This window comes from Chryseobacterium gleum (genome assembly GCF_900636535.1).
In the GTDB taxonomy this organism is placed as follows: Bacteria; Bacteroidota; Bacteroidia; order Flavobacteriales; family Weeksellaceae; genus Chryseobacterium; species Chryseobacterium gleum.
Window position 1 is genome coordinate 1,965,856 of sequence record NZ_LR134289.1, and the last position, 16,030, is coordinate 1,981,885.

The following is a 16,030-nucleotide window of genomic DNA, read 5'->3' on the forward strand; positions in this document are numbered from 1 at the left end:
AACTCTGCATAAACAAAGTATGAAAAAAACAGATGTTGCTGTAATTGGCCTATCCTGTGTCTTTCCCGGGGCACAGGATGCCAACACTTTCTGGCAGAATATTGTCAATAAAGTCGATTCTACCGAGTTGGCTCCGGCTGACCGTATAGATCCTGTTCATTTCAGTGATACCACCAGTCCCGTTGACCGTTTTTACTGTCAGCGTGGAGGATTTATCCCTGATTATACGTTTGATCCCACAGCATTCGGTATTTTGCCATTAGCCGTTGAAGGAACGGAACCCGACCATTTGCTTACCCTTGATCTGGTACAGAAAGCACTGGAAGATGCAGGCATATTCCAAAAGAATACTTCTCTTGAAAAAACAGGAATCATCATCGGGAAAGGAAACTATACCGGTCCGGGAGCTACCCGTGCTATCGAAATTGTAAGAACCGGAGAACAGATTTCCTCATTACTACAGGAATTGCTGCCTCACGTTTCTTCCTCCGATATTGAAAAAGTAAAACATGCTTTTCAGGAGCGTAAAGGTCGTTTTGCAGCAGATACGGCGATGGGATTAATTCCCAATCTTGTTGCTTCTCTTGTTGCCAACCGATTCAATCTGGGAGGTGCTGCATTTACAGTAGATGCTGCTTGTGCATCCGCTTTAATCGCTGTAGACCATGCGGTGCAGGAACTTCAGAGAGGTCGTTCCGATATCATGATTGCAGGAGGAGTCCACACAGGACAGAATGCTGCTTTCTGGAGTATTTTTGCCCAGCTGGGAGCCATGTCACGCCAGCAGCAGATTAAGCCTTTCAGCAGTGATGCTGATGGTCTATTGATTGGAGAAGGTTGTGGTTTCGTTGTTTTAAAACGACTGGAAGACGCTGTTCGTGATCAGGATAAAATCTACGCTGTCATTAAAGGTGTGGGAGTCAGCAGTGACGGTACCGGAACCAGTGTGATGAGCCCATCCGTAAAAGGGCAGCTGAAAGCGTTGGAACAGGCATGGATCAATGCTGATTTAGATAAAAATAAAGTCGGTTACCTTGAAGCTCATGGCACAGGAACACCGCTTGGCGATAAAACAGAGCTTCAGACCTTGGCTCAGTTCTTCGGAAAAGAAGAAGCTGCTCCGGCGGCAGGTATCGGATCTGTGAAGTCCAATATCGGGCATGCGATGCCGGCAGCCGGAATTGCAGGATTAATTAAAACTTGTCTTGCCTTACATCATGACACTTTACCGCCAACCTTATATTGTGAGAATCCAACTTCGGAGATGCAGAATACAAGGTTTGAACCGGTACAGGAAGCCAAAAACTGGTCAAAAACAGGACTTCCAAAAATAGCCGCTGTAAATGCCTTCGGATTTGGAGGAATCAATGCCCACGTTGTTCTGGAAGGTTATGATATGCCTAAAAAAGATCAGGTACTGATACTGGCAAGACCCACGCATGAAGAACTGCTTTCCGCATTACAAAATAATGAAACAGCTATTGGTGAAGGAGATTTCAGGGTTGCGATATTTGCTCCAACGCCTGCAAGAATAGAAAAGGCGATTAAAATTGTTTCCAAAAATATCATCTGGAAAAATAAACAGGACATTTGGTATACTTCTACCCCATTATTAAAGGATGGCGGTAAGGTAGCCTTTGTATTTCCAGGCTTAGACGGTCTGGCGAAAGGTGAGGTAGAAACAGTAAGCCGTTATTTTGGATTAACAGCGCCTATTGAAACAGAAGGTGAAGGTCTTTTAACCGATGCCTTAAACATTTTCAACAACTGCAGTATCCTTGATAATTCATTGAAAAAACTGGGAATCATTCCGGATATGAATGCCGGGCACAGTTTAGGAGAATGGCTGGCAGGATATTCGTCCGAGCTGGCAGAAGCCAATTCTGTAAAAGCCTTAATCGATGTATTGAATCCTGAAACTTTTGAATTAAAAGATTCAAAATTTATTGCCATAGGAGCCGGAATTGAAGCTATAAAACCTTTTATTAATGAAATTTCAAACCTGTATGTTTCCAATGACAACTGCCCTAATCAGGTGATTCTTTGCGGAAGCAATGCTGCTCTGGATGAATTGGTTCCATTGTTAAAAGCAAAGCAGATTTTCCACCAGGTTCTGCCTTTCCAGTCAGGATTCCACTCTCCTTTTATCGCAGATAAACTGGATGTAATCCTTGCCGGAATGGAAAAAGCACAGTTTCAGCAAACAAAAATTCCTTTGTGGTCAGCTACCACATTAGAACCTTATCCTGCAGATCAGGCAGCCATCAGAAAACTGAGTGCAGAGCATTTGGTAGAACCTGTCCGTTTCCGTGAACTGACCAATAAATTATACGAAGAAGGCGCAAGAGTCTTCATTCAGGTGGGTACCGGTGGGCTGATCGGATTTATTGATGATACCTTGAAAGGAAAAGCATTCAGCACCATTCCTTCCAGTGTTCCTACCCGTTCTGCATTGGCACAGCTACAACGTGTTGTCGCTTCGTTATTTGTAGAAGGGAAAACCACTGCTCTTGACTTCTTAGAAGTTCAGCAGCAATCAAAAAAACCAGCAGGAAAAGGTATTAAGCTTGAATTAGGTTCTCCTATTGTCCGTAATTTTAAAGAAGTAAAAGCCTTAGCTCAAGCCTTTGAAACACCAAAACAATACACCACTTCAGCTTCAGCCATGACTGCCAAAAGTGGTCATCCGCTGGTACAGGCATTTCAGGATAACGTTGCCGATATGATTCGTATGCAGGAAGAAGTACTGACTTTATTCCAAAGTCGTCCGGAGATTACAATTCCACGTCCTGCTCAGGCTGCTCCTTTAGCACAATATGCTGCTCCACAAGCACCAAGAAATACAACCTTCACAAAAGATTTGTACGTAACGCTGGAAAGTCATCCTTACCTGATCGATCACAGCTTATTGAGACAGCCAAAAGGATGGGCTCATGTAGCAGATATGGAACCGGTCATTCCAATGACGATGATCTTTGAACAGCTGGCAGAAATTGCAGAAGCGGAAATCCCGGGAACACAGGTTCATAAAATCATGAATGTAAGTGTATTCCAATGGATGAACGTAGCACAGCCTTTCAAAAAAACCGTAAAAGGAGAATGGCGTTCACCGAATCATGCTTATCTCGATATTGAAAACTTTGCCAACGCAGAAGTCATTTTAAAATCAGGTTCTGTTCCGACACCAGCATTCAATCTTTCCATCGGAAATCTTTTACCTATCGAAAGAACACCCGAAGAAATCTATGACATGCACATGTTCCATGGAGAAAAATACCAGGGAATTACAGAAGTTTCAGCCGTTGGAGACAAAGGAATTATCGGGAAGATAAAAGGTAATGGCGGTAAAGGCTCTTTGCTTGATAATGCAGGACAGTTATTCGGGCTTTGGCTGCAGCTTACTTTGGTGAAAGACCGCATTGCATTCCCTGTAAAAATCAGAGATATAGAGTTTTTCGGAAATATGCATGATCAGGAAGGTATTTTTGAATGCACCTGTATGCTGACCGAGCTTAATGATGAATTTGCCATCGCAGATATCACCCTGAAAAGGGACGGAAAAGTTTGGTGTGCCATTACGGGCTGGCAAAACAGAAGACTGGAAATTGACGCCGCTTTATGGAATGTTTCCATGTCGCCGCTGCACAACCGCCTTTCGGAAGAGATTGCTCCTGAAGTTTTTTTCTTCCACCAGGCCTATACCAGAGTCGCTTCATGGGACTTTATCCTGAAAAGATATTTCAACCAAACGGAAAAACAGCATCACCAGCAGCTGTTACCCAACAAAAAGAAAAACTGGATGGTAAGCCGTGTGGCCGTGAAAGATGCTGTAAGAAATCTTCTCCGTAAAGAAAAAAATCATGCCTGCTTCCCAATCACATTTGAAATCCGTTCCGATGAAGTAGGGAAACCTTACCTCATCAGTGATTTTACAGAAAATATCCATATTTCACTGGCTCACAAAGGAAGAGATGCTGTAGGAATCGCGAGATATGGAAAATCTGTAGGAATTGATATGGAACTGATGGAAGAACGCAGCGAAGGATTCTATGATCTGGTATTTACAGACCATGAATTAGCCTTATTAAAAGGAAAAGATCAGGCAGAATGGACCACCCGTTTCTGGGTAGCCAAGGAAGCCTACGGAAAGTTCTCAGGAACCGGACTGAAAGGAAATCCAAAAGCCTTCGAAGTCGAAGAAATAAAAGACGATCACCTGTGGATCAACAATATTGAAATCAAAACTATTAAACATAAAAATTATATTATCGGATGGACACTGTAAACGCAACATTAAAAATGAACCACGAAGAACTTTTTACTTTATTAAAAGGTTTTATTACTGAAGTGATAGGTGCTGAATTTGTAGAGGAGATGGATATTACTCCTGAAAGTTCATTCACCAAAGATCTTGAAATGGACAGCATAGAGATCGTCTCTTTTTCTGAAAAGATCAAAGCGCATTTTGGCGATCAGATCGATTTTACAGGCTGGCTGTCTTCCATGGATCTGGACCAGCTGATCAATCTTGACCTTAGTATGATCATCAATTATATCTACGAATGCCAATAATCACTGTCAATAACAGACAAGTTCATATACAGGAACTCAATAAAGGAGCCGAACAAACCGTGGTCTTAATCCACGGTATGTTCAGTAACCTGTCCATTTATTATTTTAATATTGCTCCTATTCTGGCAAAACATTTCCATGTGGTGATGTACGATCTGAAAAGCCACGGTATGAGTGAGCGCTTTCTTGATGGATACGATCTTGACAACATGTCATCCGATTTAATAGGTTTAACAGATCACCTTCAACTGGAAAAAGTACATCTTGTCGGATACAGTTTCGGAGGTCTTATTGCGTTAAAAACAGCTCTGGAATATCCTGAACGCATCAATCAACTGGTGGTGATGGAAGCTCCGGATCCTCAGGACGAAAAAGCCCGTAATATCATTGATGAATACAGCAAAGAATTCCTTGAGCATTATGTTGCCAACTTTACCGATACCACCAAAGTGCAGATGGGCAAAAGACAAATGGAAAAGAACCACCGTATGTATGAATTTCTGTTTAACCAGACCAGCATCAAAGCAGATATGATTAAGGAAAAACATTTCCTTGGTGAAGCCCGTTTCAATGAATTAACGGCTCCTACCTTATTGCTTTATGGAGCTGATTCCAACTGCAGGCCTACCGGTGAGTGGCTTCAGTCTCAAATCAGACAGTCTGAACTTGAATTAATCCCGGGTGATCACAATATTCCTATCCAGGAACCTCAGCTTATCGCTGAAACGATCGCTCAATTTTTATCTAAAATCCTAACACAAAACCATGGCTAAATTTGCATTTATAGTTCCACCACTCACAGGACATGTCAATCCTACCTTAAGCATCGGTGCTACGTTACTGGAAAGAGGACATGAAGTAGCCTGGATCAGCCTTGACCCTACGTTAGAGGCCAAACTTCCCAAGGGAGGAAAATTATTACTGATCCAATACGATCAGACCGACGAAGAAAAAAAAGAAAGTGAACAATATCTCGATATTATTTCCAAAAAAGTAGTATACGGAATCGACAGTGTGAAGTTCCTTTACGAAGAAGTTCTTACCCCACTGAACAGACATTGCTATAAAGGCGTTATCACTTTATTAAAAACATACCAGCCTGATTTAATTATCGGGGATCATCAGTTATTTGCAGTCCCTGTTGCTGCGAAAATTCTTGGAATTCCTTATGCCACTTCCGTTACCGCTCCGGCAGCTATTAAAATCATGAATGAGCTTCCGAAAGTTCACGAATGGGAAGTACATCAAATTATCAGTTTACAGAAAGAATTAGGCTTCCATGAAGAACGTTCTCTGGCCACTTCAGACCTGCTGACACTGGTACTTACCTCCAATTACTTCTTTGGGGGAATGGATGATCTCGCACCTCAGTATAAATTCACGGGACCGGTTCTTACAGAGCGTCGTATCTCTTGTGAATTCGATTGGGACAGATTGAAAAATGCTGCCAACAAAAAGATTCTGGTAAGCATCGGAACTACTTTCGATCATGATCATAAAAAAGCGTTTTTCCAGAAGGTGATTGATGCCTTTAAAGATGAAGATTTAACCGTTGTAGTGGTTTCTGATCCACAGCTTTTTGAGCAGTGGCCGGAAAACTTTATGGTCTATCAGCAGATTCCTCAGCTGGACCTGTTACCTCATCTTGATGGTGTAGTGTGCCACGGCGGCCACAATACGGTTTCTGAAACTTTATCCAACGGAATCCCTTTGGTCGTAATTCCGATTGCCTATGACCAGTCTCACGTTGCAGGCCGTGTGGTGCGTACAGAAGCAGGTGAACGTCTGAACTTCAACCGCTTCAAAGCCAATCACCTGAGAGAAGCCGTACAGCAGATTTTAAATAACCCGAAATACCGTGAAGCGGCTCAGAAAGTAAGTCAGTCTTTTGCAGAGGCAGGAGGTGCAGCTACAGCGGCAAACTTATTGGAGCAAGCTATAGTAAAGGCTTCAAAACCTGAAAAACCTTCTAAGTTCTTATTCGTTGTTCCTCCGTTTTTCGGACATGTGAGTCCTACTTTAAGTGTGGGAGCGAGTCTGATTGCCCGTGGCCACGAAGTAAAATGGTTCGGAATTACGCCTTTAGACAGTAAGCATATTCCTGAAGGAGGTTCTTATTTCTATCCGGAAGAAGACCTTATTCCGTATCAGGAGGAAATTGCCCGTATTTTAAAAAGACAGGATGACGGACCGGCATGTTCAGGACCTGAAGTGATGAAGCTGGCTCTGGAAGAAACGTATGTTCCTTTCGCTAAAATGATGATGCCGGGATTAACGAGACTCACAGAAAGCTGGATGCCTGATGTGATCGTGAATGACTGTATCACTTTCGGAGGCGCACTTTTCGCCCACAAAAACAATATTCCTTGTGTAACCACTACTCCGGTTCCACCGGATGTGATGGGAGATACGGAAAAAAGTGCCCCAAAAATCTGGGAATGGCAGCAAAAACTGATTAAAGACCTGCAAAAAGAAGTAGGCATTCATGAAGAAGGCATTTATATCCATTCTCACAAACTGAATATGGTATTTACTTCACAGGCTTTTGCCGGATTTGAAACCGTTCCGCCTCATATGAAATTTGTAGGGCCGGTAAAAGGCCGCCCGAACGATGCCCCATTTGACTGGGATAAACTGAATGCTTCCACGACTCCGAAGATATTTGTATCATTGGGAACCCTGTTGGTTGATATCAGAAAAGCCTTTTTTGAAAAGATCATTGCTGCATTTAAAGACCAGCCGGTTACAGTGATTGCCGCTACTCCACCCGAAATCTTTGAAGAATGGCCGGATAATTTTATCGTAAACAGCTTTGTACCTCAGTCTGCAGTGATGCAGCAAATGGACATGGTGATCTGCCACGGTGGCTTCAATACCGTAAACGATACTTTCCGTAACGGATTACCGATGCTGATCACCCCTATTGCTTACGATCATTTCCATATTGCCAAACTGATCGAGCAGGCAGGCTGCGGAATCAGCATCCGCTACAAGAGACTGCGTGTAGATGCGCTTCGTGAAACCGTTTTTGAATTGCTGGAAAATCCGAAATACCGGGAAGCTGCCAGGGAAGTCCAGAACACATTCACCCTTGCCGGAGGAAATGACAAAGCGGTAGAACTGTTAGAAAATTTTGTACACGAACATTCAACATTAGCTTCTGTGTAGCCTATGAATCCACCTGTAAAAAGAAGATTGCTATTCGGGGAACGTATGTTATTAGGGGACGGAACAGAACCTTTTAACGCGGTCATTCCGTTCAGGCTGAGAGGAACTTTTACCTTAAAAGAGATCCAGCAGGCATTAGCCCAGATTCAAAACAAACATCCATGGCTGAGAGCATTGATCAGCCATGATGAAAAAAATATTCCATGGTTTAACGTTCCTGAAAAAACGGTTTCCATTCCTGTAAGAATCGTCACCAGACAAAGTGAAGATCAGTGGCAGGAAGAATCCAGGAAAGAATGGAACACCCTCTTTAGTTATGAAAAATTACCCCTGATCCGGTTTGTCTGGATCAAAGGGGAAGACGTTTCTGACATGTTATTTGCGTTCCACCATTGTCTTTGCGATGGTGGTTCTGCAATGGCTTTCTTAAAGGAGTTTTTAATCGCTCTGGACAATCCCGCGGCCGACATCGGGACAGAAAACCCGATCTTAGGCATTGAAGATGTGGTTCCTGCCCATATTCTGAACAACCGCAGACAGAGACTGAAGGCCAGATTTATCGGAAGACTGGCTGCTACCGCCATCAAATGGATCCCGGTAGGCAAAAAAGCTGTGGAAAGACAGAGTGATTACCTGATCAACTGGAAGCTGGATGAAACGGTAAGCAAAGAATTAATCTCTTACTGTAAATCCCAGGGGGTAACAGTGAATACATTTTTGAGTGCAGCAGTATTGCAGGCATTTAAAAAAGTAAGGGGAGAAAAATCCTTCAATAAAGTTTCCTGTCCGGTAGACATCAGGCGTTTTGCCCAACAGATCAAAGAAGACCATATTTTCGCTTTCGGGCTGATGATTGTGGTGTCTGCTGATGAAAAGCTAAGCTTTACGGATAATCTCCGTGCCATGCAGAAATCTGTGGAACAGAAGACCTCAAAGCTGAATCCTTACCTCACCATGATGGTGATGGAATCCGGACATGACGCGCTTAAGAATTTTACCAGGCTTTTAAAGAACGGGAAATCCTCCAACGACTGTATGTTTTCGAATCTGGGACGTATTCAGATTCCTCATGAGTACAAAGCATTTACGGTGGAAACCATCCTCAGCCCGTCTGTCATTGGTCCTTTGGGGAATACCACTACCCTGGTGGTCTCTACCTACCGTGGCAAAATGGATTTTTCTTTCATGGGAAGCGAAGGTTATTTACCGTATACCGATGCCATGGCAGTACGTGACGAAGTGATGCAAACGATTCATTCACAACTAAAACAAATGGCAGTATCATGATCAAAAGACCTTTAATGATGGTGGAAAGGATCATGTATGTAGATCCTGAAACGCCTTTAAACTGTGTTTACACGGCAAAGATCAACGGGCAGATTGCTGAAGAAACGTTTAAAACTGCCCTACTCAAAATCCAGCAGAAACACCCTATTCTGAGAGCTAATATTGATCACAGCAAAGGACGCTATCCTTATTTTATAGGACAACAAGATATTGAACCCATTCCGCTCCGGATTGTAGAAAGAAAAACAGATGACGACTGGTTTAAAGAATCCGAAAAAGGATGGTTCAGATTCTTTGAAGAACCCAAAAAGCCACTGGCTGAAGTGGTATGGGTAAAAGGAAAGGATACTTCGGAAATCATCTGGATCATGCCCCACTGCATTTCAGACGGAACCACCGGAGTGACTTTACTACGTGAGCTTCTGAGCCTGCTGGACAATCCTTATCTGCCGTTGATTCCTTATGTTGCTTTTGAATCGGTAGATGATTTTCTGCCTTCGGATTTTAATACAGGCATTAAAAAATATAAAGCCAGCCTTTATCTGCTTTTTGCCAGAATATTCTTTTCTATCCAGCGAAAAAGTAAAAAGAGAAACCTTGGGAAAAACTACGCCATTCACTGGAAAATGTCCCCTGAGGATACAAAACTGATCACTGAAAAATGTAAAGCCAACGGAATTTCTGTACATGCTTTGCTATGTTCTTCGGTGATGCAGGCCTTCCGTGATGTTCAGGGAGACCGTGCCAAAGGGAAGGTGATCAGTCCCGTAGATGTGCGTCATTTTATTCCCGAAATCAAGGAAGATCATTTATTTGCTTTTGCCCCAACGGTAGAGCTTTCCATCAAAAAAGGCAGTAAGGATGTGCTGGGCAATGCCAAACAGATCAAAAAAGACCTTACGGAGAAAATCAATAAACTGGAAGCCCGTGAGCTCCTGTGGATGGGAGAACATATGCATCCCATTGTAGACCGTATGATCAGCATGCTGAAATCCAGCGAAGGCGGCCATGATGTGACCTTATCCAATATGGGAAAGGTGAATATCCCGAATGATTATAAAAACTTCAGTCTGGAAACGGTTTTTAGTCCTACCGTGGCTTTCCCATGGCTGAACTCGAATACCTTAGTCGCCAGTACGTACAACCAGCAGATGGACTTCACCTTCATGTCCAATGAAAATTTCCTTCCCAAAGAGGAAGCCCACAAGATAAAAGATAAAGCCATTGAGCTATTGACCGCCTCACTATGAAATTTAAAATAAAGCCTCCAAAGCCAAAACCTATAAAAAAAACTACCCTCAGACGCTTTCTCATGAAGCGTACAATTTACTATGTCCTCCCGAATGTATTTTTTAATTTCATCATTGCCTATGCCAGCTTCAAAGAGCTAGGCTACACCCATTTTTTCTCAGGAACCCAAAACCTGGCCCGCCTTACCCTGCCGATGGCTATTTTCCTTCCGGTAGTCCTCACCATTGATATCATCAAAAGGGTTACCGATGCCGCCAGCCAGGAAGCCATAGAGTTTACCGTAGATGAACAGCTGAATATTAAAAAGCTCATGACCAAACTAAGCATCTTACACGGTCTGATTACAGGAGCATTGGTTTTATCCCTGCTCTTTATAGGACAGTACAATTTCTCAAAAGATTATAAGCTGGATGCTACGGCAATGGCTGTGGTGGTGGGTGTGCTGGCTGGTGTGCTGTCTGTGGTGTTTGTGTATCTGCCGGTGTGGAGGTTGAGGAGGTGGATGTGTAGGAGGGCGGGAGCAAGCGTTTTAAATATCAATCAATAAAACTTCTTAAAAAATTAAAGACGTTTTACCAATATAATATAATTTGTAGATACATAAAGGTTTCCCGTTTGTTTTATACCACAATTTTGTCTAAATTAATCCCCTCTTATTTTAGACAATAACACATGAAAATTAATAAACTCGAACCTCAGAAAGCACTTAACCCTGCATACAAAAAATTTAAACCATTAAGAGGAGATATTGATGATTTTTCAACAAAACTTCAAGAATGTATTAATGCTATCAATTTAGTTGACAGTAGAAATGAGAGTGAGGAGCATTTAAAATCTCCAATATCAAGATTTCTTTCATCAACTTTTTATTCTGAAAATGAAATCAATACAAAAGAAAGAATTGATCTGGCAATTTATCTGGGTAAAGATGCAACTTCTGACGTTGGAGTTTTAATAGAAGCAAAAAAACCAAGTAATAGAGTAGAATTTCCAACAGAGAAACAACTTAATAAAAAGGCATTTCAAGAAATGCTGTTGTATTATCTTAGAGAAAGGGTTGATTATAAGAACAATAATATTAAGCACCTTATAATCACCAATGGTTTTGAGTGGTTCTTTTTCAATGCAAGTGATTTCTACAACTTATTTTATAAAAACAGTGAATTAATTAAAGAATACAAAGCATTTAGAGATGGTTTAAAAGATACCATAAAAAATGAACTATTCTATAATGAAATAGCAAAGAAATATATAGAACAAGTAGAAGATACTCTTCCATTTGTATATCTTGATTTTAGAAATAAAGAAGTTTCAAAATTTAAAGATAAAGAGCTTGTTAATATCTACAAGTTATTCTCTGATGTACATTTACTTGGAAAAAGCTTTGGGAATGACAGTAATCAGCTTAATAAAGCCTTTTATAATGAGCTTCTTCACATCATAGGACTTGAAGAAGTAAAAGAAAGTGGTAAGAAGATTATTCAACGAAAAAAAACTAAAGAAGCAGATTATGGTCCATTGTTAGAAAATACAATTTTTACCCTTGAAGACAAAGATTATCTTATAAAGGTTAAAAATATTCCTAATAATGAAGAAAAGTCTTTTACTGTTGGTTTGGAACTATGCCTCACATGGGTTAACAGAATTCTTTTCTTAAAATTATTAGAATCTCAACTGAGAAGTTACAATAATGATTCACCAGAATATAAATTTTTAAACTCAGAATTCATTCCTGGCTTTGATGCGCTCAATGAAATGTTTTTTTCAGCATTAGCAAAGCCAATAAAAGAACGCCACCAACGATACGCAGAAAAATTTAAATATATTCCTTATCTGAACAGTAGCTTATTTGAAAAGAGTGAGCTTGAAGATCTCACCTTTGACATTACAGCATTGATGGATGAGGAAATGGAAGTCTTTTCATCTACAGTATTAAAAAGTTCCAATGGGAAAAAACAAACTGGAAAGCTTAATACTTTAGAATATCTATTTAAATTTTTAGATGCTTATGATTTTTCTGCGGATGCATCTGTTGAAATTAATGATAAGCAGCAAAATAAAACTTTAATTAATGCTTCTGTACTGGGATTAATTTTTGAAAAAATCAATGGTTATAAAGATGGGTCTTTCTATACTCCTGGTACCATTACCATGTTTATGTGTAGAGAAACATTGAGAAAATCTGTCGTTCAAAAATTTAAAGAGAAAATCACTGATACCATTGAAACATTCGAAGATGTTATTGATTATTGTAACACATTTTTCAAGAAAGAAGATCGAAAAAAATTCAATGAAGTGGTTAACTCCATAAGGATTTGTGATCCTGCGGTAGGATCAGGACATTTCCTTGTTTCCGCTCTAAATGAAATGATTGTTATTAAAAGTGAATTGGGAATTTTGGGAGATGAAGATGGGAAAAAACTGCCATGTACAATAGAAATTGATAATGATGAAATTTATGTTTCTGATGCTGATGGAGAATTATTCAGCTATAACCGCAAAGACCCACAAAGTTTAAAAATTCAAAAAGCAATTTTTCATGAAAAGGAAATTCTTATTGAAAACTGTTTGTTTGGTGTAGATATTAATCCTAACTCGGTAAATATTTGCAGGCTGAGACTATGGATTGAGCTCCTTAAAAATGCTTATTATACAGATGAAGGAGAACTTCAAACACTTCCTAATATTGATATTAATATTAAATGCGGAAACTCACTCATCAGTAAGTTTGCATTGAATGACAGTTTAAAAAGTGCTTTTAAAAGCAAGGAAATTACATTTTCTGTTGAAGATTACAAGCAAGCTGTAAAAGACTATAAGACAACTAACTCCAAGACTAAAAAGAGGGAAATTGAAGATATTATCAGTACCATCAAAAACAATCTAAAATCCAGTCTTGACAACAAAGAAAAAGAGAAATTTTCTAAAGCATTGGGTGAATACCAAAATGAAGAACAAAGACAAAACAACTTAATTGCTTTTGGAGAATCCATTAAAAAAACAGAAAAGGATAAACTCAAAAAACTAAAAATCAAGGCTGAGCAAGCTAAAAAACAAAAAGAAGAAATTCTTAACAACGTTATTTATCGTAATGCGTTTGAATGGCGTTTTGAATTTCCGGAAGTACTGGATAATGATGGAAACTTTACAGGTTTTGATGTCATTATTGGGAATCCTCCGTACATTCAATTACAGAAAATGGGAACCGCAAGTGATGCATTGCAAACATTAAGCTACGAAACTTTTGCCAGAACAGGAGATATTTACAGCTTATTTTATGAGCTTGGGTATAATATCTTAAAAGAAAAGGGGCTTCTTACCTTTATTACCTCTAACAAGTGGATGCGTGCTGCCTATGGGGAAAGCCTCAGAAAATTTTTTGTAGATAAAACGAATCCTGAAATTCTAATTGATTTTGGAGGAATACAAATATTTGATACGGCTACGGTCGACACCAATATTCTGATGTTTTCAAGGGATAAAAATAGACAACAAACTTTAGCTTGCGTCATAAAAGAAAAGGAGTTAAAAAATTTGAGCGATTATTTTAGACAGTTTGCTGTAAAATCGAATTTTAGTTCTTCAGAAAGTTGGGTTGTTTTATCATCGATTGAAAAAGAGATTAAAAGAAAAATAGAGGCAATTGGTACACCACTAAAAGATTGGGACATTAATATCTATCGCGGAATTTTAACGGGATATAATGAAGCCTTTATTATTGATGGAAAAAAAAGAGCCGAGTTAATAAAAGAAGATCCAAAATCTGCCGAAATCATACGACCTATTTTACGTGGCAGAGACATAAAACGATACAGCCATGATTTTCAAGATTTATGGTTAATCAATACTCATAACGGGTTTAAAGATTCCACAGGAAATCAGGTTAATAAGATTGATATAAATCAATACCCTGCAATAAAAAATCATTTTAATTCTTTTTGGACTGAAATTGAAAAAAGATATGATAAAGGAGATACGCCATACAATTTAAGGAATTGTGCTTATATGGAGGATTTTTATAGACCAAAAATTATTTACCCAGAAATAACCAAATTTTTGAATTTTTATTATGACGAAAATGAATTTTTAGTAAATAACAAATGTTTCATTTTAACGGGAAAATATATTCATTTTTTAACTGCATTTTTTAATTCTAGCTTATTTAAGTATTGCTTTATTGATAGTTTCCCTGAACTTATAGGTGGAACAAGAGAATTAAGAAAAATTTTTCTTGAAAAAATTCATGTAATTCTAATTGATGATAATATTGATAATCTTTTTAGGAAATTAATCAAAGATTTACAATATTCAAAATCAATAAATGAAACGACAATAGAAATTGAAAAGAAAATAGACCAGGCTATTTTCGATCTATATAAATTATCTGATTATGAAAAGAATGAAATTGGCTTTATTGAGATTCAATAAAATTGATCTCTTCTTCAGTTAAATTATAAATTTTATAAATAATTGTATTTATATCACTTTCTACTTTATCAGAAATTCCATCGGATATAAGCTTGGTAAATAAAGATTCAGTATCATTTTGTATTATTGGAACAGGAAGCTGTTCAACAAACATAGGTTTATATTCAAAATATCCCCCACTTCTTGTCACTCCCAAGTTTCTAATATAATAGTCTGCTAGCTTTGAATTTAAAATAGCCAAAAGATAGTTGCTTGCTGGAGTGATAAATGGGCTAGGAGCATTAATAAAATATCCTTCAGGAGCTATACAATAAGAAGCTTTGAGATTAAGGTTACCCCAGACTATTTTCTGTCTATAAAAATCCTCCCAATAACTTATCGTATCCTGTGTTTCAAACCACTGATTATTAGTCTTTTTACGCGCTCCTAATTCCCCAGTCTGATTCAATCTATCATAACCAAATGAGGTAAGATGTTGTTTTATAGCAGGATACTTTTCAATATCAATTTTTAGGCTAGGAAATGTAGTAATTATGTATAAATCGGAAAAATCATAATCATATCTTTTAATATCTCGTCCTCTTAATAAAGGTCATTTCCTTGTTATTATTATTGCATAGAATTATTTTAGACAATACAGGTATAAATTAAATCAAAATAGCATAATAATTTTTAACAATAAATACAATGATTTACGGATACATCAGAGTAAGCACCGACAAACAAACAGTAGAGAACCAACGTTTTGAAATCAATCAATTTTGTCAATACCAAGAAATAATAGTTAATAAATGGATTGAAGAAACGATCTCTGGTGCAAAAAATGTAGATGACAGAAAGCTAGGCAAGCTTTTAAAAAAGATGAAGAAGGGAGATATTCTTATTTGCTCTGAGCTTTCCAGATTAGGAAGAAATCTATTAATGATTATGGGAATTCTTAATGAATGTATGAATCGGGACATACAAGTATGGACAATAAAAGATAATTATCGGTTAGGAAGTGATATTAGTTCTAAGGTATTGGCTTTTGCTTTTGGACTTTCCGCCGAAATAGAAAGAAATCTAATTTCCCAACGAACCAAAGAAGCTTTAGCAAGAAAACGGGCAGAAGGAGTTATTTTAGGAAGACCTAAAGGAAGTAAATCTTCAAAAACTAAACTTACAGGACAAGAAAAGAAAATTCAAGAACTTCTGGATAAAAAAGTATCTTACTCTGCAATTGGAAGAATCTTAGGGGTACACAGATTGACTGTAAGCAGCTTTGTAAGCAGACAAGAAAGTCTCCATTTAAATTAAAAATAAAAAGGTTCAGCATCTGCTGAAC

Annotated in this window: 10 protein-coding genes; 9 read left to right on the forward strand and 1 reads right to left on the reverse strand. The window is 38.7% G+C overall.

What is annotated here, in order from left to right:
* Positions 1 to 19 precede the first annotated feature (19 nt).
* The 8 genes from EL165_RS08990 to EL165_RS09025 all read left to right on the forward strand — a co-directional run bounded on the left by EL165_RS08990 (position 20) and on the right by EL165_RS09025 (position 14,706).
* On the forward strand, positions 20 to 4,285 hold the full coding sequence (locus tag EL165_RS08990; protein ID WP_002977700.1) for a type I polyketide synthase: 4,266 nt from the start codon (positions 20 to 22) through the stop codon (positions 4,283 to 4,285).
* A complete protein-coding gene (locus EL165_RS08995; protein WP_002977699.1) occupies positions 4,273 to 4,572 on the forward strand; it encodes an acyl carrier protein in 300 nt (99 codons plus the stop codon). The genes EL165_RS08990 and EL165_RS08995 overlap by 13 nt, the downstream gene beginning before the upstream one ends.
* Positions 4,563 to 5,345 carry an alpha/beta fold hydrolase gene (locus tag EL165_RS09000; protein WP_002977698.1) on the forward strand — a complete coding sequence of 261 codons (783 nt, stop codon included), beginning with the start codon at positions 4,563 to 4,565 and terminating at the stop codon, positions 5,343 to 5,345. Before EL165_RS08995 ends, EL165_RS09000 begins: the two co-directional genes overlap by 10 nt.
* Positions 5,338 to 7,740, forward strand: coding sequence for a glycosyltransferase (locus tag EL165_RS09005; RefSeq protein WP_002977697.1), 2,403 nt, complete (start codon positions 5,338 to 5,340; stop codon positions 7,738 to 7,740). The genes EL165_RS09000 and EL165_RS09005 overlap by 8 nt, the downstream gene beginning before the upstream one ends.
* A gap of 3 nt (positions 7,741 to 7,743) precedes the next feature.
* The gene (locus EL165_RS09010; protein ID WP_002977696.1) at positions 7,744 to 9,027 is read left to right on the forward strand and encodes a condensation domain-containing protein; all 1,284 of its coding nucleotides are present in this window, start codon (positions 7,744 to 7,746) and stop codon (positions 9,025 to 9,027) included.
* Positions 9,024 to 10,277 (forward strand): phthiocerol/phthiodiolone dimycocerosyl transferase family protein, encoded by a 1,254-nt coding sequence (locus EL165_RS09015; RefSeq protein WP_002977695.1) that lies wholly within the window; start codon positions 9,024 to 9,026, stop codon positions 10,275 to 10,277. The genes EL165_RS09010 and EL165_RS09015 overlap by 4 nt, the downstream gene beginning before the upstream one ends.
* Positions 10,278 to 10,339: 62 nt before the next feature.
* Entirely contained in the window at positions 10,340 to 10,825 is a 486-nt protein-coding gene (locus EL165_RS09020; protein ID WP_228370506.1) for a hypothetical protein, read from the forward strand.
* Positions 10,826 to 10,950: 125 nt separating this feature from the next.
* Positions 10,951 to 14,706, forward strand: a complete 3,756-nt coding sequence (locus EL165_RS09025) for a type IIG restriction enzyme/methyltransferase (protein WP_002977693.1) — start codon at positions 10,951 to 10,953, stop codon at positions 14,704 to 14,706.
* Here EL165_RS09025 and EL165_RS09030 read toward each other — a convergent pair.
* Positions 14,690 to 15,277 carry a TaqI-like C-terminal specificity domain-containing protein gene (locus EL165_RS09030; protein WP_081457759.1) on the reverse strand — a complete coding sequence of 196 codons (588 nt, stop codon included), beginning with the start codon at positions 15,275 to 15,277 and terminating at the stop codon, positions 14,690 to 14,692. The genes EL165_RS09025 and EL165_RS09030 overlap by 17 nt on opposite strands.
* 116 nt (positions 15,278 to 15,393) lie before the next feature.
* On the opposite strand from EL165_RS09030, the gene EL165_RS09035 reads away from it, so the two are divergent.
* Positions 15,394 to 16,002, forward strand: coding sequence for a master DNA invertase Mpi family serine-type recombinase (locus tag EL165_RS09035; RefSeq protein ID WP_002977691.1), 609 nt, complete (start codon positions 15,394 to 15,396; stop codon positions 16,000 to 16,002).
* The last annotated feature ends 28 nt before the right edge of the window (positions 16,003 to 16,030 follow it).